The 18,495-nt window shown below is 59.2% G+C and carries 18 protein-coding genes and 1 tRNA gene; 12 read left to right on the top strand and 7 right to left on the bottom strand.

Going from position 1 to position 18,495, the window contains the following annotated elements; translation table 11 throughout:
* Nucleotides 1–15 precede the first annotated feature (15 nt).
* Nucleotides 16–279 carry a 30S ribosomal protein S20 gene (gene rpsT / locus KI787_12425; GenBank protein ID MBV6630759.1) on the top strand — a complete coding sequence of 88 codons (264 nt, stop codon included), beginning with the start codon at nucleotides 16–18 and terminating at the stop codon, nucleotides 277–279.
* Between the two features lie 280 nt (nucleotides 280–559).
* On the opposite strand, the gene proB is transcribed toward rpsT, so the two are convergent.
* The 4 genes from proB to rplU form a co-directional block, all read right to left on the bottom strand.
* Nucleotides 560–1,678 (bottom strand): glutamate 5-kinase, encoded by a 1,119-nt coding sequence (gene proB, locus KI787_12420; protein ID MBV6630758.1) that lies wholly within the window; start codon nucleotides 1,676–1,678, stop codon nucleotides 560–562.
* 18 nt (nucleotides 1,679–1,696) lie between these two features.
* Nucleotides 1,697–2,776, bottom strand: a complete 1,080-nt coding sequence (obgE, locus tag KI787_12415; GenBank protein ID MBV6630757.1) for a GTPase ObgE — start codon at nucleotides 2,774–2,776, stop codon at nucleotides 1,697–1,699.
* 63 nt (nucleotides 2,777–2,839) lie between these two features.
* Nucleotides 2,840–3,103 carry a 50S ribosomal protein L27 gene (gene rpmA / locus KI787_12410; protein MBV6630756.1) on the bottom strand — a complete coding sequence of 88 codons (264 nt, stop codon included), beginning with the start codon at nucleotides 3,101–3,103 and terminating at the stop codon, nucleotides 2,840–2,842.
* A 21-nt stretch (nucleotides 3,104–3,124) separates the two neighbouring features.
* Nucleotides 3,125–3,433: a 50S ribosomal protein L21 gene (gene rplU, locus KI787_12405; protein ID MBV6630755.1), complete on the bottom strand. Its 309-nt coding sequence runs from the start codon at nucleotides 3,431–3,433 to the stop codon at nucleotides 3,125–3,127.
* Between the two features lie 131 nt (nucleotides 3,434–3,564).
* Between rplU and KI787_12400 the strand changes: the two genes are divergently transcribed.
* From KI787_12400 to KI787_12355, 10 genes are all read left to right on the top strand, one after another.
* On the top strand, nucleotides 3,565–4,533 hold the full coding sequence (locus KI787_12400; GenBank protein ID MBV6630754.1) for a polyprenyl synthetase family protein: 969 nt from the start codon (nucleotides 3,565–3,567) through the stop codon (nucleotides 4,531–4,533).
* A 28-nt stretch (nucleotides 4,534–4,561) separates the two neighbouring features.
* Nucleotides 4,562–4,638: transfer RNA gene (locus KI787_12395), tRNA-Pro, on the top strand.
* 122 nt (nucleotides 4,639–4,760) lie between these two features.
* Nucleotides 4,761–5,510 carry an outer membrane beta-barrel protein gene (locus tag KI787_12390; protein ID MBV6630753.1) on the top strand — a complete coding sequence of 250 codons (750 nt, stop codon included), beginning with the start codon at nucleotides 4,761–4,763 and terminating at the stop codon, nucleotides 5,508–5,510.
* A gap of 193 nt (nucleotides 5,511–5,703) precedes the next feature.
* Complete coding sequence (locus KI787_12385) at nucleotides 5,704–6,663, top strand: MoxR family ATPase (protein MBV6630752.1); 960 nt, start codon at nucleotides 5,704–5,706, stop codon at nucleotides 6,661–6,663.
* A gap of 5 nt (nucleotides 6,664–6,668) precedes the next feature.
* Nucleotides 6,669–7,559, top strand: a complete 891-nt coding sequence (locus KI787_12380) for a DUF58 domain-containing protein (GenBank protein MBV6630751.1) — start codon at nucleotides 6,669–6,671, stop codon at nucleotides 7,557–7,559.
* Nucleotides 7,556–7,984: a DUF4381 domain-containing protein gene (locus KI787_12375; GenBank protein ID MBV6630750.1), complete on the top strand. Its 429-nt coding sequence runs from the start codon at nucleotides 7,556–7,558 to the stop codon at nucleotides 7,982–7,984. Before KI787_12380 ends, KI787_12375 begins: the two co-directional genes overlap by 4 nt.
* On the top strand, nucleotides 7,978–8,973 hold the full coding sequence (locus KI787_12370; GenBank protein MBV6630749.1) for a VWA domain-containing protein: 996 nt from the start codon (nucleotides 7,978–7,980) through the stop codon (nucleotides 8,971–8,973). The genes KI787_12375 and KI787_12370 overlap by 7 nt, the downstream gene beginning before the upstream one ends.
* A complete protein-coding gene (locus KI787_12365; protein ID MBV6630748.1) occupies nucleotides 8,970–10,832 on the top strand; it encodes a VWA domain-containing protein in 1,863 nt (620 codons plus the stop codon). The genes KI787_12370 and KI787_12365 overlap by 4 nt, the downstream gene beginning before the upstream one ends.
* Nucleotides 10,829–12,568, top strand: a complete 1,740-nt coding sequence (locus tag KI787_12360) for a BatD family protein (GenBank protein MBV6630747.1) — start codon at nucleotides 10,829–10,831, stop codon at nucleotides 12,566–12,568. Before KI787_12365 ends, KI787_12360 begins: the two co-directional genes overlap by 4 nt.
* A gap of 20 nt (nucleotides 12,569–12,588) precedes the next feature.
* Nucleotides 12,589–13,299, top strand: a complete 711-nt coding sequence (locus KI787_12355) for a dual specificity protein phosphatase family protein (GenBank protein ID MBV6630746.1) — start codon at nucleotides 12,589–12,591, stop codon at nucleotides 13,297–13,299.
* 365 nt (nucleotides 13,300–13,664) lie between these two features.
* On the opposite strand, the gene KI787_12350 is transcribed toward KI787_12355, so the two are convergent.
* The 3 genes from KI787_12350 to KI787_12340 form a co-directional block, all read right to left on the bottom strand.
* A complete protein-coding gene (locus KI787_12350; protein MBV6630745.1) occupies nucleotides 13,665–14,270 on the bottom strand; it encodes an NAD(P)H-dependent oxidoreductase in 606 nt (201 codons plus the stop codon).
* 21 nt (nucleotides 14,271–14,291) lie between these two features.
* Complete coding sequence (locus KI787_12345; protein ID MBV6630744.1) at nucleotides 14,292–15,134, bottom strand: sterol desaturase family protein; 843 nt, start codon at nucleotides 15,132–15,134, stop codon at nucleotides 14,292–14,294.
* Between the two features lie 88 nt (nucleotides 15,135–15,222).
* Nucleotides 15,223–16,017, bottom strand: coding sequence for a Crp/Fnr family transcriptional regulator (locus tag KI787_12340; GenBank protein MBV6630743.1), 795 nt, complete (start codon nucleotides 16,015–16,017; stop codon nucleotides 15,223–15,225).
* Between the two features lie 292 nt (nucleotides 16,018–16,309).
* Here KI787_12340 and KI787_12335 point away from each other — a divergent pair, with 292 nt between their 5' ends.
* Nucleotides 16,310–18,490 carry an alpha/beta fold hydrolase gene (locus KI787_12335; protein MBV6630742.1) on the top strand — a complete coding sequence of 727 codons (2,181 nt, stop codon included), beginning with the start codon at nucleotides 16,310–16,312 and terminating at the stop codon, nucleotides 18,488–18,490.
* Nucleotides 18,491–18,495 lie beyond the last annotated feature (5 nt).

Raw genomic sequence — 18,495 nt, 5'->3', positions numbered from 1 at the left:
TCGGATGCCTAACCCGTGGCAAATTCTCCCCAAGCTAAAAAACGTGCCCGTCAGGCCGAAGACCGTCGCCAACGCAACTCTGCGCAGCGGTCTCGCTACCGGACTTTGATCAAAACTGTGCGCGCCGCCCTGAATTCAGGCGACAAGGCCGCAGCGCAGGATGCATTTGCCAAGTGCGAGCCCGTTCTTGACCGTTACGCTAGTCGTGGTCTGGTGCACAAAAACTTCGCATCGCGCACCAAGAGCCGTTTACGCGCAGCGATTAAAGCCCTGGGCTAAACCGCGCGTAATACGCCACAGATTAAAAAAGGCCGCTGTTTGCGGCCTTTTTTTTGGCTGTCTACTTTGCGGGAAGTGCACCACGCCAAGCAGACCAGCCGAGATCTCGCCTGTACACACTCTCGCCAAGCGCTCGTTAGCACTGCAAAGAGACACAGCCGCGCTAAGACGCACTCAGCGCAGATCATGAGGATGGGCCGGCTGCAATAACACTGGTAGTAGCGACCTCAGCCTTACGCGCTAGACGTTCAGTACAGATCACCCCGCGAGCTGTAGACTTCTAGCCTAAATCGCCACCAGAAATGAGTAGGTTGTCGCGGTGAATAACCTCAGCATCGCCTTCACGGCCCAGTCGCGCTTCGATCTCATGACCCTTGGCACCGCATAAGCGCAGCATATCGGCGGCGGCATAATTGATAAGCCCGCGCGCCACCTCATGACCTTCTGGATCCAAGCAGCGCACCAAGTCCCCGGACAAGAACTCACCGCGCACATCTACGACACCAACAGGAAGCAAGCTAGCCTCGCCGGTACTCAACACCTTAGCCGCACCAGCATCGATGATGACATCGCCCTCGACGTGCAAGGCTGTACCCAACCAGCGCCGACGTGCGTTCCACACACCGTCACCGGTGGGCGCCAAAAGCTCCGTTCCTGGAACCACGCCGTCCACCAATCCTGGCAAAAGATTCGGTTGGCGCCCATGCACAATCCAGGTGTTGACCCCACTCCGGGCCGAGCGCCGCGCCGCATCCAGCTTGGTGCGCATACCGCCCTGCCCCAGTTTGCCGCCGTCGCCGGCCATCGCATCCAGGCGGGCGTCGCCAGCATCAGCGCGGGTAATGCGGCGTGCAGCCGGGTCTTTGCGCGGATCCGCAGTGAGCAAACCCCATTGATCTGTGGCTAATACCAAACGCTGGGCGCCCGCAAGGTCGGCAACCATGGCCGCAAGGCGATCGTTGTCTCCAAACTTGATTTCGTCCGTACATACCGAGTCATTTTCGTTAATGATCGGTATCACTCCATACTCGACCAGGCGGCGAACCATGGCGCGCAAATTCAAATAGCGCTCACGCAGCCGGGCATCGTCGTGGCTGAGCAGAATTTGCGCGACGCGCAGACCATTGTCTCGCAGAGCCTGAGACCAAGCTTGCATCACCAGAGGCTGGCCCACGGCAGCGGCGCCTTGCAGCTCTTCCAGCTCCTCTGGTCGCCCATCCATTTGCAAAGCCTGCAAGCCGGCGGCGACCGCACCCGAGCTCACCACCACAGCACCTATGCCACGCGAGTGGAGCTGAGAGATTTGTGCCGCCATTTGCGCGATCCAATCGCGATCTAAACAACGTCCATGTTGGGTAATCAGCGATGAGCCGAGTTTAATCACCCATAATTCGTTCATATGCTCTCCTTATGAGGCTTAAGCCTCGCGCGGATCCCCGGTATGCGGGGGCTCTGGCGCGGGCGCGTCCGGATCTGGCGCGGCGTCTTCGGCGCGGAGGTCTTGCAGCCAACTCGCAATATGATTGAGCAAGTCAGGCACGCCTTCTCGCGTTGCAGCTGATATTGTAAAGACCCGCTGCGCCAGTGTCTGAGCCAACGCCAAGGCTTGGGCACGATCTGACTCATTCAGCACGTCGATTTTGTTGAGCACCAGCCAGCGCGGACGGCCTTTCAGCAAGCCCGAGTCGAATTGTGCCAATTCCGCCTCAATGGTCCGGATCTGTTCTTGAATATCCGGAACTCCAGGCTCATTGGATGCATCCACCAGGTGCAATAAGACGCGGGTCCTGGACAAATGCCGCAAAAACTGTACCCCCAGCCCAGCACCCTGGGCTGCCCCCTCGATCAAGCCGGGAATATCAACGATGGAGTACCCAGCCCGATCAGGAAAATCGACAATACCTAGCTGCGGATGCAAGGTGGTGAAGGGGTAGTTCGCAATCTTAGGCCGGGCAGCAGATGCGGCAGCTAGAAAGGTACTTTTCCCCGCATTGGGCAAACCCAAGAGCCCAACGTCGGCGAGCAATTTCAGCTCCAAACGCAATTTACGCTGGTCTCCGGGTGTGCCCGGAGAGCTCTGCCGTGGAGCCCGGTTGGTACTGCTTTTATAGCGCGCGTTACCAATACCGTGAAATCCCCCTTGGGCCACCTTCAAACGCTGACCATGGCTTAACACTTCGCCAATGAGCTCATCCGAAGCATGGTCGTAAACCAAGGTGCCACAAGGGACTTCCACCACACAGTCCGCGCCCTTGGGGCCGGTCTTGTTGCGCCCCGATCCCGGCCGGCCGTTACCCGCTGCAAAGCGCCGCTGAACGCGAAATTCCGACAGGGTCGCCAGGCCCTCTAGACCTTCTAGCCATACGCTACCCCCGTCTCCACCATCACCGCCGTCAGGACCACCACGAGGGATGTACTTTTCGCGGCGAAAGCTGACCGCCCCGGCACCGCCGTTGCCAGCTTGGACCGAGATTATGGCTTCATCGACAAATTTCATGGTTCAGGCGCATAAAAAAGCCCCGCCCTGGGGCGAGGCTTTAGTGTCAAGGTTCGCAGCTGATTATTCAGCGGCGGGAACAATAGCGATGGTTTTGCGCTTTTGGGCGCCCTTGATTTGAAACTCGACCCGCCCATCAACTTTGGCGTAGATGGTGTGGTCGGTTCCCATACCAGCGTTGCTGCCAGGGCGGAAACGGGTCCCACGTTGGCGCACGATGATGCTGCCAGCCGTGACCATTTCGCCGCCGAAGCGCTTAACGCCTAGTCGTTTGGATTCTGAATCGCGGCCGTTACGAGTACTACCGCCTGCCTTTTTATGTGCCATGAGTGTTTAACCTCCTGAAGCTTAGGCGCTGATGTCAGTGATACGGACCTGGGTGTACATCTGGCGATGACCCTGCTTCCGACGGTACTTTTGACGCCGCTTAAATTTGATAATGGTGACCTTATCGCCCTTGCCGTGCTCCTGCACTTCAGCGGTCACTTTGCCACCCTCAACCACAGGTGATCCAATCTTGGGCGTATCGCCTCCGATCATCAGCACGCGGTCAAAGGTCACACTGGAGCCAGCTTCGGCCGGCAGGCGCTCAATTTTGAGAATATCGCCGGGAGACACGCGGTACTGCTTGCCCCCGGTTTCAATGACGGCATACATCGTCACAATCCCGTGGTAGTTCTTTAACGAAGCCGCGCATTATCCTCTGCAATTCAGGAGTTCGTCAAGGGACCACGCCAGAACTCTTGCTCACCTGCTACGCTTATCCTCGCTCAATTTTGCCGGACACGATGGTGGCATTGGATTTCCTAGCGCCAGTACAGGCCGATATGGCCGCATTGGACGCATTTATTGTGGACAACCTGAACAGCGACGTGGTGATCATCGAACAGATGGGACGCCATATTGTCGGTAGCGGCGGCAAGCGCCTACGTCCCGCCATCACCTTGCTGACTGGGCGCGCCATCGCCCCCGATGCCCCAGCGCAGACCACAATGGCTGCGGTCGTGGAATTCATTCACACCGCCACCTTATTGCATGATGATGTGGTGGATAACTCTGGCATGCGGCGCGGGCAACAAACCGCAAATGCCTTGTGGGGTAACGCTGCCAGCGTACTCACCGGCGATTTTTTGTACTCCCGAGCCTTCGAGCTCATGGTCACGCTGAACCACATGGGTGTGCTCCAAATTCTTGCCCGCACGACCAATCGCATCGCCGAGGGCGAAGTGATGCAGCTGATGCTGTCGCATCAGGCCGACATTACAGAGCAAACTTATTTAGAGGTCTGCCGCCGAAAAACCGCAGTTTTGTTCGAAGCTGCGGTGGAATGTGCCAGCCTCCTAGCTGGCGCAAGTGCCGAACAGGCCAGGCGCTATGCAGAGTACGGCGACCAGCTCGGGCTTGCCTTTCAGCTTGCCGACGACAGTCTGGATTACACCGCCAGCGCTGGCGAAATGGGTAAAGACCCCGGCGACGATTTAGCCGAAGGCAAATATACATTGCCGCTCATTCATGCTCTGCGCGAACTGCCAGAGAAACGCCGCGATACGCTCATAGCCAGCATTGAAAAGCAGGGGCGCGAGGCTTGGGCCGAGGCCCAAGCGGCCATTGCCGAGACCGGAGGCATCGCCTATACTGCGCGCCGCGCTGAAGAGGCGGCTTCCCGCGCCGCCCAAATTGCCGAGGGCTTTCCTCAAGGCGCTGCGCGCGAAGCTTTGATCGAGCTTGCCCATTTCGCGGCGCGCCGCAAAGCTTAAACCGGCGACATTGCCTTAGGAATTACGTCGGGGTGTAGCTCAGCCTGGTAGAGCGCCATCTTCGGGAGGTGGAAGTCGTAGGTTCAAATCCTGTCACCCCGACCATTCCTACACCTGCAGCGTATCCCACCGGGCTTCGTACTCAGGCATTATTGCTCCCCAAGCGAGCGCAGCTGAAGCGCCGCCGTTCATATCGATTTTTGTCTTTAGTACTCGGGAGGCAACCCTTGAGCATTCGTCTTTTGACCGCCACGGTATTGGCGGCGGGCAGCTTAGCTGTGACCGCATCCGACCATGGTTTAGATTTCAACAATCTCACGCTGCAATACACCTATTCTGAAAGCGACCAAGCTGATGGCGACGGTTTTGGCGCCGAACTGTTCTACAACGTCTGGGACAATGTGTATCTGCAGACCGCCTACTCGTCACGCGAGCTTGAGAATGATGCGGGCGCCACTGCGGAGATCGACTTTCTGAGCTTTGGCGCTGGCTACGCTTACCCCTTGGTAGAGTCCGGAAAGTACCAAGTCTTTGGCGGACTCAGTTACGAAATGCTTGATTTAGGCGGCCGCGGAGCTAGCGGCAGCCAAAACCCTGACTCGGACAACAATGACGATGGCGATGATGGCGGCGGTGGCTTCGACCCCATCGGAGCGATCTGCGAGGTCATCATTGTGTGTCCAGGCGCGCAAACCAAAGCCTTTAATGCAAATGGCACCGGCGACACCTCAGGCTTTGGCGCCCATGTTGGCCTCCGTGGCGAGGTTTACACCAACTTGGAGCTTGCCGCTCGTTACCAATACCGTGCCTTCGATGATGAGTTCCCCGGCACTGGTGATGACGCCGAGCAAATTTTGGGACTGAACGTGGCTTACCGCTTCGGCCAATGGGCTGCCGTGTTGAATTACGACAACTACAACACCTTGGAGTTAGACGAAATCTACGCCGGTATTCGCTACGATTTCGCCAAGGAGTAACTTGCTCGATAAGCCTCATGGTTGCAGAGTGCCCAGCGCACTCTGCTTCATGACGCACAATAGAGCTTAGTCACACGGCCCTACGGGGCCGTGCTTGTTTATGGCGCTGGGGAACTTTGGCCGCCTCCGCCCATCCATAGTCGCTATATTGGCGGGCTTGCCTGCTCATGCATTTGTACACGCTTAGGATCTTATGTCGGTTCGCAACGCCTTTCAGACGCTAGACAACCACCTCCAATCCCACATCCTCGGGCAAGCCAATCTGGTGCAGCGCCTGCTGATTGCCCTGCTGGCCGATGGGCATCTTCTCGTGGAAGGCGCCCCTGGACTGGCCAAAACCACGGCGATTAAAGCCCTGGCCTCTGGCCTGGAGGCGGATTTCCATCGTTTGCAGTTCACCCCAGATCTGCTGCCCGGAGATCTCATCGGCACCGATGTTTACCGACCCGACGAAGGCAATTTCCAGTTCGTTCGCGGGCCACTCTTTCATAACCTGCTACTGGCAGATGAAATCAACCGGGCACCCGCCAAAGTGCAGTCCGCACTGCTGGAAGCCATGGCCGAACGACAGATCACTGTTGGTCAAACGACCCATCAGTTACCCACGCCCTTTTTCGTGATGGCCACCCAAAACCCTCTGGAGCAGGAAGGCACCTATCCACTGCCTGAGGCGCAGATGGACCGATTCTTGATGAAAGTGCGTGTGGATTACCCTGATGCCGCCAGCGAACGCGCCATTTTGCGTCTGGCTCGCAATGAGGCCAAACACAGCGTAGCGGCCGCCCCGCCGCAGCTGTCTTCGGCGCAAATCGAACAAGCCCGCCAGGAGATCCTGGAGCTCCATCTTGCCGATGCCGTCGAAGACTATATTGTCGAGTTGATACTGAGCACACGTAGTCCTGAGCGCTACGGAGCCGACTTAGGCAACTACATCGCGCATGGCGGCAGCCCGCGCGCAAGTATTGCCCTGGAGCGCTGTGCCCGCGCCCATGCCTGGCTCCACGGCCGCGATCATGTTGCCCCCGATGACGTCCAGGCTATTGCTCCCGACGTTCTGCGCCACAGGCTCATCCTGCACTATGAAGCTGAGGCTGAAGGCCTGGACAGTGATGCCGTCATAGCCCGCTTATTGCAAGTCGTTCCCGTCGCCTAACACCCATGTCGCCCACGGCCTGCGACATTCAAGAACTATTAGCGCTGCAGTACCCGGCGCGGCGTTTTGCCTTGCGCCGCTTGGGCCTGCGTCCGCTACCGGCCACCCCTGGCAACGTGCCCAGGCTGCGCGGGCGCGGGATGACCTTTGACGAACACCGCAGTTATCAGCCCGGAGACGAGCCCCGCTTCATCGACTGGCGGGTGACGGCCCGAACGGGCGAAATGCATGTGAAGCTGTTCAAAGAAGAGCATGAGCAGCCTGTTCATCTCATCTTAGACCGACGTAGCAGTATGCAGTTTGGCTCGCAGCGCCAGTTCAAGTCGGTACTTGCCACGCAGGCGCTCAGCCTGCTGGGTTGGACTGCGGCACATAGCCGAGAACGCCTAGGCGGCATTGTTTGGGATGAGGCTCTACACGACTGCAAACCTCGGCTCGGGGCTCCAGGACTACTGCCATGGCTGCGTCATGCAACCGCGGCGCGGTCTACGCGCGCACCCGATGCCAGCACCAGCTGGTCGCAGCTCGCTCAACATGCTCGGCGCAGCCTGGGACCCGGTGCCATTGTCATCATCGCCAGCGATTTTCGCGGCCTGGATCAGGACGGCATTCGTAGCTGGTCTGAGGCCATGCGCGCTCACCAGCTCATTTTGCTGCCCATCACAGACCCGCTGGAGACCTCGCCGCCCCCCCAGGGCCAGTTTCCTCTGCAGTATGGCGACGAGGTTGTGTGGCTAGACTTTGCTCAAGATGGTGTGGCGTGGCGGGCCCACTACGCGCAGCAGCAAACTGCCTGGGAAAACTTAGCCCGTTCGGCCAGAGCCCTGGTTCTGCCACTGAGCACCGAACACACCGCCCTGGCGCAACTCGCTCCCCATTTGGTGGCCAGCCCATGACGCAGGAGCCAAACGCGTGGATGGAAGCGCTCTACGGGCCGATGACGCCAGAGCTACCCAGCGCCTGGCCGCCCTCCATCGCCGCCTGGGCCGTATTGGTGGCTTTATTTGTCATTTTTACACTTGGCCTATGGTGGCTGCGGCGCAGTTGGCAACGCCAAGCGTGGCGGCGTGAGGCCTTGCGGCATTGGCAGCAATGCCGCAATGCTGACGATGTCGCCGGATTGTCTAGTCTGCTGCGCCGCGTGGCGCGTTACCGCCTTGGGCCTCAAGTCGCCAGCCTCGGCGACGCTGCCTTTGCCGAGCACTTACAGACCTTAGATCAAGCCACCGCCCAACGGCTGAGCAGTGCTGGGCACCGACCAGATGTACAGCTAGACCAGACCGACTGGCAGGCCGCCAAGCGATGGATTCGCCAATGTTGAGCACTACGCTTTGGCAAGAACTCAGTTGGGTTTGGCCCTGGCTCGCGCTGCTCTGGCCGGCGCCTTGGCTGCTGCGTCGTTTACTAAACTCTGCCGCACCTAGCGATCAGCCGGTGTCCGCCTTGCGCCTGCCAGGGCTTCCGTCGGATCTTGGTGCGGCGCGCACGACGGACTCACAGCCCACACCCTGGTTACTCTGGCTGTGTTGGAGCCTCGTCGTTGTGGCCCTCATGCGGCCGGTCCTTCCCGCCGATCCCATCCGCCTACCGGCGGAAGGCCGAGACTTAATGCTTGCTGTGGACCTGTCTGGCTCGATGAACGAGCAAGATGTGATCTGGGACGGCGCCGTGCGCACACGCTTGCAGGCCGTACAGGCCGCCGCAGGTGAGTTTTTGCGCAGCCGGCGCGGTGACCGCATTGGTTTGGTTCTGTTTGGCGAAACCGCCCATTTGTATACGCCTCTCTCCCTGGACACGCCCACCGCCGCAGACATGCTGCGTGAGGCTGAAGTCGGACTGGCCGGTGAAAAAACCGCTATTGGCGACGCACTCGCTGTTGCCACCGAGCATTTACTGGATGCGAGTCAAGCCGACGAAAGAGTCATTGTTTTGCTCACCGATGGCGAAAACAACGCCGGCCAACTCACGCCAGAACAGGCCGCACAACTCGCCGCCGACGCCGGTATTCGCATTCACACTATCGGCCTATCTGGCGATCAACCACGCGGCCGGGGGCTGTTTGGTCGCCTGCTGGGAAGTGGACTGGATCGGGAACAGTTGCAAAGGCTGGCCACCATTGGCGGAGGAATAAGCTTGGTGGCGCAAGGGGGCGATTCCTTGGCGGAGGTTTACGCGCAGCTTAATCGCATCGAACCTCAGGCCATTGCCGAAGAGTATCGCCTACCCCCACGCGAGTTTTTCTGGTGGCCATTGGTAGCCGCACTGCTATTTGCAGTGTTGCAACTACTGCGCGAGGTTCACCGAGGATGATGTGGCCAGCAGATGTCACTCTGCTCCGCCCGGCAGCGCTGTGGCTATTGGCGGCAACACCGGCCTTGTTGTGGCTGCTGCGCACACGCCGGCGGCGGCGCCAAAGCAGCCCCTGGGACGCCGTGATTGCTCCTGAACTACGCGCCGCGGTGCTCACACAACCCACGCAGTCTCAGCGCCGGGGATGGCTGCAGGCATTGAGTTTAGGGCTGGCCTGGGTTTGCGCCGTTTTAGCGCTGGCCGGCCCCAGCTTTGGCCAAACCGAGGTTCCTACCGTACCGCCATCACGTGAGGCGGTGATTGCCCTGGGCCTCTCTCCTAGCTTGCGCGCCACGGACCTCAGTCCGGATCGTCTCACCCGAGCTCGGCTGAGCCTGGAGGAATGGCTGCTCGCCCAGGATGATCAACGGGTGGGAATGGTGAGCTTTGCCTCACGGGCCTACAGAGTAAGCCCCTTGACCGAAGATATGCCCACCCTTCGCCATTTGCTGCAGGCCCTCAGCCCTGACCTCATGCCTGGCGGTGGGCACAACACCCTGGCGGGATTACGCTTGGCAGCGAGCATGTTCTCGGAAGGAAGCGGCCAGCGGCATATATTGATGGTGGTGGATCAAGGCTTAAGACCCGGCACCCGCGAGCTTGCCCGTGAACTCGCGATGCAGGGAATACAGACGCATGTGCTGTCAGTAGGCACCACCGGCGGTGCGCCTATACCCCTCGCCAATGGCCGCTTTGCCACCGACGGCCGGGGCCAACTGTTGATGGCTGCCGTTGACGAGCAGGCTCACCAGGAACTGGCGCAGGCCGGACAAGGACGCTGGGCCAGTATCAGTGATTGGGATAGCCAGCGCTGGGCAGATTTAGGCGCAGGCTCTCAAGGGCAAAACCAAGCCGATCCGGCCCGAGAGTCCACAATCGCCCGTGATGATGGCATCTGGTTTTTGCTGCCACTGTCGTTGTGGCTAGCCTGGCGCCTGAGTCAGAACGGCCTTCTGATCATGTTTTTGACCCTGGGTATGAGCCTAGCGTGGCGTCCGCAGACGGCGCTCGCTGCCGATAGCGATTGGTGGGCCAACCCAAAGCGCCAAGCTGTGCAGCGCTGGATTAACGACCCCGAGTCGGTACCTGCGGAGGAACTGCCTTCGAGCTGGGCAGGACGAGCCCTACTCGAGCAGGGCCGCCCCGAGGCTGCAGCGCAGGCACTCAGCCAAGGCACCAGCCTCAGCGACCGCTACAACGCGGCTTTGGCTTTAGCCAGAGCCAACCAATTGGAGTCTGCCTTGGAGGGCTTCGCCCAGATACTGGAAGACCACCCGGAATTCGAAGCGGCAGCACACAACTACCAGGTGCTGCAAGAGGTCCTGAAACAGCGTGAACAGGATGAGCAAGAGAATGAGCAAGACAACTCCGGTCAAGGTTCAGAGCAGCAGTCGGGCGACGACGGTCAGCCTCCTGAAGGTCAGCCGCCGGAGTCTGCTGAGAACCAGCAGCAAAGCGGTGAAGGCGAGGACAAGGCTGGGGAGCAAAACGAGCAGAATTCAGAGTCTGCCCAAAATGCCTCCAGCGAAGACCAAAACCAAGCGAGCACAGAGCCGCCCCCAAACACTCAGCCAGAGGAGCAGGCAGAGCGTCAGGATCAGGGGCAAAGCCAGGCTGAACAGAGCGAGGCAGATGACGCAGCAGAGCCATTGGCCAGCCTCACCGACCCCCAAGCCAACCCGGAACAAGCCGATGAGGCAGAGAGGCAGATCCGGCAATGGCTGAACCGTGTCGATAGCGACCCGGCTCGATTACTCCGCGAGCGCTTCCGGCGTTTGGACCTGCGTGCGCCCACCGCTGAAAAAGACCCCGAATCATGAGTATTCAACACCCACTTCTCAAACGATTCAGCCGCGCAGTGCTCGCCCTACCCCTGGCGCTGAGCTGGGGCACGAGCGCGGCTGCGGTAAGCGCCGAGATTCGGCCCAACCCCGTGTTGGCCGGTGAGGTTTTCACGCTGACTGTGCGCCAATCTCCGGCAGGCAGTAGCGAGCCACAGTTGCCGGCCCTGCCCAAGGGCATGCGCGAGCTGCAACGTAGCCAATCGCAGTCAACGCAGATCATCAACGGCCAAGTCAGCAGCACGCGCAGTTGGCAAATCCAGCTGATCAGTAACCGCCCCGGCGAGGAGTTACTGCAACTTCCGGCGCTGGATGGAGAGGCCTTCGAGCCTATTCGAATCACAATCCAAGCACCGGATCCGCAAGCCAAGGCCAATGCTGAGGTGTTTGCGCAATTCATCACCGATGACCCACAAACCTGGGTTGGTGCCGAAATCCGATTACGGCTGCAGGTTTATGTCGCAGGTGACCTGGAGTCTGGGCGCTTACCCGACCCCGAAGTTCCGGGGCTAGTGATCGAGAAAATTAGCGAATCCAATGATGGCGACGCGCTCATTGGTAATACACGCTATCGGGTACTGGACCGCCAATATGTAGCCTTTGCTGAAAAACCGGGTGAACTCCGCATCCCTGGCCCCATTTTCAGTGGACAGGTGGTAGATCGCAGCCGCCGCAGCCGCTTTCCCAGCCTGAGTGTGCCGACCCGACGCGTCACGGCCGTCGCCCCTGACATCCGTATTGATGTGCAGCCAGCCAAGCAACGTGCAGATGCGCAGTGGTTGCCAGCAAGTGGGGTCATCATCGAAGACTCTATTGAGGCCAGTGGCGGCCAAGCTCAAGCCGAGGAAGCGATCACCCGCGTGATCCGGCTGCGAGTAGATGGCCAGCTGCACACCCAGCTACCGGATCTTCAATGGCCGCGCCCTCCTCGCAGCCAGGCCCAAAGCTACAGCGAGGAAGCGCAGAGCCAAACCGCCAGGCGCAACGATGGCGGAGTCAGCGCCGAGCTCATTCAACGCTTTGTGCATATCCCTCAACACGGAGGAACGCTGGAGCTGCCTGGCGTGCGCCTGCCCTGGTTCAACACTCAAAGCGGGCGCTGGGAAGAAGCCCAATTAGCGCCTCGGCAACTTGAGGTCGCCAGCGCTGCCACACTGCCAGCACCTGCGAGCGAGCAAAACTCACCGATGGCGCAAGCATCCCAGCCCGTAGCCCCCAGTGCACCGCCACCCGCAGGCGCTGTAGAAGCCAGCGAGTCAGCGCAGGAGCTGTCTTTGCGGATATGGCAATCGGCTGCCTTAGCGGCTGTGGCAGGGTGGTTATTCACACTCCTAGGCGGGGCCCTATGGCTTTGGCGTAAACCGCGCGGGCCGGAAGTAGAGGCCGGCTCCGGGCACGCAGCCAAGCTGGTCGCCCAGGCACTCAGATCGCAGGACGCCCCTGCCCTGGCCCGCGCCATGCACATCTGGGGTCGGGAACAGGGCTGGCTGGTCTGCAAAGACGAAGGTAGCCAAGGCTTACTAGGCCTCGCCCAAGCCCTAGACCCGCACCCACTAGGGCATCAGCTGCGCCAACTCAGTCGGCATCTTTATGCGCGTGCCGGATGGTCGCCACAGAGCTTTGCACAGGCTTGGTCACAGCGTCCGCAGCGGCCACACCCGGCTCAACAGAATGCTCAACAGGCCCTGCCTGAGCTGTACCCGCCGCAGGCCTAGTTCCGCGGCGATCTGCGCCCATGGCTACATTCTTTGACAAGGCGCTCAATCAGGTACTGGCGCTCATCGGAGTAGACCTCGACTTCAATCTCGACCCCGTACCCGAGCGCTACAGCGAGATAAGCACGACCCTATCCCTCGGAGCTTGCCCTCGCCCAGAACATGTTCAGCCCTTGAAGGCTTTAGGCCTCACCCATGTTGTTAGCGCGTTACGCCCCTCAGACATGCCCAAGACGGCTTTTTTGGAGCCCCATTTCCAGCGTCTGGAGCTAGGCTTGGAAGACCATCTGCAGCAAGATTTGCTCGCGGATCTGCCGAGCCTATTCGAGTTTATTCATCAGGCGCAGGCGGCCGATCCGCAGGGCCATGTGCTCATTCACTGTGAGGCCGGAGTCAGTCGTTCCGCTAGTCTGGTTATCGCCTGGTTCATGCATAGCCAGAGGCTGAGTTTCTGGGAGGCCTTCAGAGTGGTGCAGACCAAACGCCCTCAGGTACTGCCTAATCTGGGATTTGCCACACAGTTGCAAAGCTTTGAGCACAGCCAGAACTCTACATTCAGCGATGCACCCAGCTCATTGGCGCGATACATGTACGAGGTGTGTTGTGTGCCGGCGGAGCTGGAGCTGATTCAGAGCATGCTGCAAGACCATCGCTATGATGCCGTGCAAGCCCTGCAGGTCATGTTTGCAGGCGATATTCCTCGCGTCATACAAGGTCTCAGGAGGCGCTGAATAAATCGCCGTGCTCGCAATCTGCCCCCGCCGGCGGTGCTCGCCAGTCAACAAAAGAAGCCTCACATATCGCCCATATGCTGCGGCTTCTGCGCTCTGGCGGCGGACCACCTTGCTTCGCTCGCGGCTTTCTTCAGCGCCTCCCTCAGGCACTAGGCAACTATGGGCTGGTTCCTTGGCATCGAGTTCCTGGCCGAGGTCTATGCCGCTCGCTGATGGACACCTAGCCCATCACTCGCTCAGACATGGCCGGACCTGCGCTCCAATACGCCTTTAGTCTCGGCCGAGGGTAAGGCCTGCACTGTCCAGAGTCAGCTTTGGCCCAACAATGACAAGCCTGCTTGGGTGGTAGTCAGCCTCTTGGCCTACATGCCATTGGCAAACTGAGCATGGTCGACCACACCACTTTGGCGCACTAAGGTCAGCGCCTTGGCGTACTCCAGCAGAATGTCTAGGCCGTAGTTAAGGCGATTGCGAATGCGCGCATCCTCTTGATGCTCGGGGTCGAGCTCGCCATTCAGGACCTGATCGGCATGGCGGACGATGCAATGCTCCGGCGTGTAGCACAGGCGATGATTTTTGGTGCTACTCATGCGCAGTTCGGCAATGGGATAGGCCCCGCCGTTGCCCGCCGATACACCGACCAAATACCCAGGCTTGTGCGCAAACACTGTGCTGCCAAAATGCAAAAACGCATTTTTGAGTGCGGCTGGGGCCATACCGTGATATTCCGGGCTAATCACGACAAAGCCTTCACAAGCGGCCAGCTCGGTGGTCAGCGCCTCCAGCCGCTCACTGTGGCTGCGTGTCTGCGCTGGGGCCATACTGCCCCACAGCGGCAAGGGCTCGCGACCCAAATCCAGCGTCAGGCTGGCCTGCCCGCGATTTTGCAGTTGATCAGCAAGGTAACGCCCGACTTTGGCGCTATTGGAATGGGCCTGCATGGAGCCAACGATAATGCCGATAGTCATGATGTCTAGTGTCCTGATTGTTCATATAGAGGCGGTCTGTTGTTCATCATGGCTGAGGCTCGACCGGCGCTGCGAAGGCACTAGCGGCCAGAGCAACTGCTCACCCACTCCGGCCTCCGGCAGGTTTTCTACGCCAAACTCCGGCGGATAACGGCGCGTAATTTTGGCGGTACCAAAAAGCACGTCCCAAAAAAACAACAGATTTCCAAAGTTGCCTTTGTAGTGCGTCACGCCATCACTTAAGTGTCGACCATGATGCGCGGAGTGGGTTGCGGGCGTGGAGATGGTGCGCTCCACCACCCACATGATGGGCGCCAGCCAAGGGATGCGATACAAGGGGGCATCCCAGCGCACATCGCAGTGCGCGCCGTAAATAATGGTGAGCTTAATCACCAAATACACGGCGTAAACAGGCCCCAAGCCCAGATAAATCAAAGCGCCAGAAAACCACAAGCTGGGCATGAGCAAGTAGTAGAAAATATTGTTGCGATAGACAATGCGCACACTCATGTAGGGGGCATCGTGATGCGGGCGGTGCAACTTATACAGCCAGGGAAGTGTGTGCGACCAGCGATGCCACCAGTACTGAGCCATGTCATCGAAAATCAGCAGCAGGCCACACTGCAGCCAAATGGAAGTCTGGGCCAGAGCGTTGTCGAGCCCAGGGGTCAGCCAGCCCATGAGTAGCCCCGCGCTAAACAGTACCAGGGGCTGCGTCACAGCCAATAAGACAACCGAACCAATGAGCTCAACCGTGACATCCTTGCGGCGTTGGCCCGGTTTGTGGAGCAGGCCTGTGCGCCAGGCTTCCGCCAAGGCAAAGAGGGCAAAAATGCCAATGAGCAGAACAATTTCGGGTTTCATTCAATCTGTACTCCGCAACACCTGCGGCGGACCTTAGCAAGGGAACACGAACAACAATGCAAAGAACTTTGCATTTTGTCGGCAAACCCTAAGCCCAGCTGGACTGCTTCGTCAGCCAGCTTTGCAACCGAGCTTTGTTCACAAGATGCACGCAGCCATAGCCCGTGCGGACGAGGCTTTGCTTCTGCAAAACCTTGAGCGCCTGGCCGATGGCGACCCGAGAGACGCCCAGAGCGTCGGCCAGGTCTGCTTGCGTGCCTCGGTATTGCCAATGCTGATCATCCTGCCTTTCAGCACAGTGCACCAAGAACTTGGCTAACTGCGCCGGCAAGGGCAACCGCCGCATGTCCTCAATAATGCTCACTGCGCTCAGTAGACGATGGGTCAGCATGCTCAACACCCCATCGCGAAAAGCACCGTCTTCTTGCATTAAAGCATCGAACTGCCGTTTGTTGATGCAACGAATATGGGTTTGGCCATGGGCATAAAAATCGAAGAAACGTGGCGTACCCGCCAATAAAGTGAACTCTCCGAAGCTATCGCCAGGCTCCAAGATCGCGGTTTCTGTCCGTTTCCCCTCTAGATCGACATTACTCACCCGCACGGCGCCCTGCTCCACAATATTGAGCTCTCTATCCAGCGCTCCACGACTGCAAATTAACTGCCTGTCGGCAAAGGTCTTTAGCGTGCCGACCAACGCGAGCTTCGCCAGCACTTCTGGCGGCAAGGATTGAAAGAGTGTGACTGCCGCTTGGCCGCGCATAATTTTTCCTTCGCTTACGAAATGGGAGCACTGCCAGCACAACGCATGCTGGTAGTCGTGGCCCGACACCACCGTGTGCCGCCCTGTGGATTCCGTGCAGCCTAGCCGCTCTACGCTCATGCGGTGTGGCTACTTCATTCTTGCGGCCACAGCGAAACTCGCGAAATCCGCAGTGCCAGGGCTTGGCAGCTCCTCTACGACTAAAGGATGACCTGCGCACAAGGCCTTGATCAGCCTGAGTCTCGTAGCGCGCGCAGGCCCTTTGCATCAGCCTTTTCACCCCGGAGTGACGCCTGCTACGGGCGCGTTACGCAGAGCTAACGTCAGCACTTCTTTACAAGATTTTGACAGAAGCCGATTAACCATCTATTGGTTTACTGGCCAGTTGCTCAACACATAAGGGATAACGGCGATGAGGAGACAATATGCAGCTGCGGCAATCGCGGCTATTTTTCTATTCGGCTGTAGTACCGAGGATGAAGGTCGAACCGCGTTCGGCCCTAAGCCCCTGTTTGATCCCATAGTGCTGCCCACCAGTAGCACGGGCTCAGCCATTGTGCCCCTCCCCTTTGATGGGCTGTTCGGCACCGATACAGATGCCAGTGACGACGATCCCACAGCGGCTGAGATCGATAACAATTTTGACGGTACATTGAACCTGCACCCATTGCTTGGGGATGCCTCCTTAGTCGGTCCTGGACTTGTGGACGGCTGGTCCACCTCGGCTAACTTGTTCTTTGACATGGTGGGCCCAGTGGACGTTGATGCCGCCAGCAATGGCATTCGCATCTTCGACACCGGCAGCCAAAGCGAACTCGAACCTGGGGTGGACTTTGTGGTGCAGGCCTCCGCAGTCATTCGCGGAAGGACACGACTCATCGTCCACTGGCTACGCCCCTTGAACGAATCAACGCGCTATCTGGTGGGCATTACCAGTAATCTGCGCTCACCGGCGGGTGAGCCCGCCTTGGAAAACGAGGTTTTCGCACTACTCCGCAGCGAGACTCCTGTGAGCGAGCAAAGCAGTAGCATTCTGCTGTCTCTCACCCGTGCCGGACGCGAGGCGGATATCGCTGTGCTCCAAGGCTTGCAACAGCAACTCATCGGGCCTGTGGTGGAGGGATTAGTCGGCCTGAGCCAGGCATTGCCCAGCAGTCGCGGAGCCATTGCGCGCAACGACATTGTCTTGGCCTGGTCCTTTACCACTCAGTCCATCTCGCCCAGCCTACGTGGCTTGGCTGACCAAGCTCAAGCACAAACTATCGGCGTCCAAGACTCGGGTCTGAACCTATCCCAAGCACTCTCTGGGGACCCGACCATGCCGGCACCGCTGCCCCGAGACGCAGATGTCTACGCGGGCTTTCTACAGTTGCCTTACTACCTGAGCGACAGCACGCAGGTCCCCGAAGAGGGGCAGCGCGTGGAGAACATCTTGACCACCTTCTGGGTGAACGACGGCAATCAAAATGCCGGTGCGACTCACCCCGGTCTCGGTGCACCCTGCCCAGCGCTACAGCGCCCAACCAGCACCACTATTTGCTTCCCCGACCCACAGCAACGTTCGGTGCAAACAGTGCCGGTGCTACTGACCCGGCCTGAGGGCAGCATGCCCGCGGGCGGCTGGCCCACGGTCATCTTCATCCATGGCATCACTGGCGACCGCAGCAATATGTTTGGCATTGCGCCAGCATTGTCGGCGGCCGGTTTTGTCACCATCGCCATCGACCAGCCTTTACATGGCGTAGCTCCAGGCAGCCTATTGCGCGTTCCCGGAACCACCGAACGTACTTTCGATGCGGACATGGACCAGGATGGCAGTGTCGATGACTCCGGCAGCCACTTCATCAACCTCACCAGCCTAGCCACCTCCAGAGACAATTTGCGCCAGGCCGCTATTGACCAGCTCCACCTATTGGCGTCGCTGGGCAATGTCCGCCTAGGACTAGACGGTAGCGAGACCCTCAACACGGAGCAGGTGCGCCTTGTAGGCCATTCGCTGGGCGGAATCGTTGGCACCACAACGCTGGCACTCACTGCTGACATCGGCGCTGCCACACTCGCCATGCCCGGCGGTGGTATTGCCAAGCTCCTAGATGGCTCTCAAACCTTTGGGCCCGTCATCGCCGCCGGCCTTGAGGACAATGGGGTTCTCGAGGGAACCGATAACTATGAAAACTTCCTACGCATCGCCCAGTTAGTCAGTGACCCTGGCGACCCCATCAACTGGGCTGCACGGGCTGCTGAAGAGCACCCTATTCACCTGATTGAAGTTGCCGGCGATGCCGTAGTTCCAAACCATGTCGTCGGCAACCCCGAAGCCATCGTCGATGGTTTCCTTTCTGGCACGCAGCCCCTCGTTGCCGCCATGAGTTTGGCAACCACCGACGTGGATATTCCGGTGAGTTCTGCCACGGTCATTGGTGGCCCACAGCATGTGTTCTTCAATAGTGGGACTCATTCCAGCATCGTTCTCCCGGCGGGCGACCCAGCGAGTGACCCGGTATACCTGGAAATGCAAAACCAGACAGTGCAATTCCTGGCCAGCAATGGTGCCTGCTTACCCATTGGCACCAACTGCCCTGCGCCGCAATAACGGTG

The sequence above is a fragment of the Oceanococcus sp. HetDA_MAG_MS8 genome (genome assembly GCA_019192445.1).
GTDB lineage: Bacteria > Pseudomonadota > Gammaproteobacteria > Nevskiales > Oceanococcaceae > MS8.
This window is presented reverse-complemented; position numbering and strand designations above follow the sequence as displayed.

What these genes read in the sequence shown, in the direction of transcription:
- obgE (MBV6630757.1), bottom strand. Translation starts at nt 2,776, where the DNA reads ATGAAATTTGTCGATGAAGCCATAATCTCGGTCCAAGCTGGCAACGGC.
- KI787_12400 (MBV6630754.1), top strand. Translation starts at nt 3,565, where the DNA reads ATGGTGGCATTGGATTTCCTAGCGCCAGTACAGGCCGATATGGCCGCA.
- KI787_12380 (MBV6630751.1), top strand. Translation starts at nt 6,669, where the DNA reads ATGTCGCCCACGGCCTGCGACATTCAAGAACTATTAGCGCTGCAGTAC.
- rplU (MBV6630755.1), bottom strand. Translation starts at nt 3,433, where the DNA reads ATGTATGCCGTCATTGAAACCGGGGGCAAGCAGTACCGCGTGTCTCCC.
- KI787_12345 (MBV6630744.1), bottom strand. Translation starts at nt 15,134, where the DNA reads ATGAAACCCGAAATTGTTCTGCTCATTGGCATTTTTGCCCTCTTTGCC.
- KI787_12340 (MBV6630743.1), bottom strand. Translation starts at nt 16,017, where the DNA reads ATGAGCGTAGAGCGGCTAGGCTGCACGGAATCCACAGGGCGGCACACG.
- KI787_12370 (MBV6630749.1), top strand. Translation starts at nt 7,978, where the DNA reads ATGTTGAGCACTACGCTTTGGCAAGAACTCAGTTGGGTTTGGCCCTGG.
- KI787_12360 (MBV6630747.1), top strand. Translation starts at nt 10,829, where the DNA reads ATGAGTATTCAACACCCACTTCTCAAACGATTCAGCCGCGCAGTGCTC.
- KI787_12355 (MBV6630746.1), top strand. Translation starts at nt 12,589, where the DNA reads ATGGCTACATTCTTTGACAAGGCGCTCAATCAGGTACTGGCGCTCATC.
- KI787_12385 (MBV6630752.1), top strand. Translation starts at nt 5,704, where the DNA reads ATGTCGGTTCGCAACGCCTTTCAGACGCTAGACAACCACCTCCAATCC.
- KI787_12365 (MBV6630748.1), top strand. Translation starts at nt 8,970, where the DNA reads ATGATGTGGCCAGCAGATGTCACTCTGCTCCGCCCGGCAGCGCTGTGG.
- KI787_12335 (MBV6630742.1), top strand. Translation starts at nt 16,310, where the DNA reads ATGAGGAGACAATATGCAGCTGCGGCAATCGCGGCTATTTTTCTATTC.
- KI787_12350 (MBV6630745.1), bottom strand. Translation starts at nt 14,270, where the DNA reads ATGACTATCGGCATTATCGTTGGCTCCATGCAGGCCCATTCCAATAGC.
- rpmA (MBV6630756.1), bottom strand. Translation starts at nt 3,103, where the DNA reads ATGGCACATAAAAAGGCAGGCGGTAGTACTCGTAACGGCCGCGATTCA.
- proB (MBV6630758.1), bottom strand. Translation starts at nt 1,678, where the DNA reads ATGAACGAATTATGGGTGATTAAACTCGGCTCATCGCTGATTACCCAA.
- KI787_12375 (MBV6630750.1), top strand. Translation starts at nt 7,556, where the DNA reads ATGACGCAGGAGCCAAACGCGTGGATGGAAGCGCTCTACGGGCCGATG.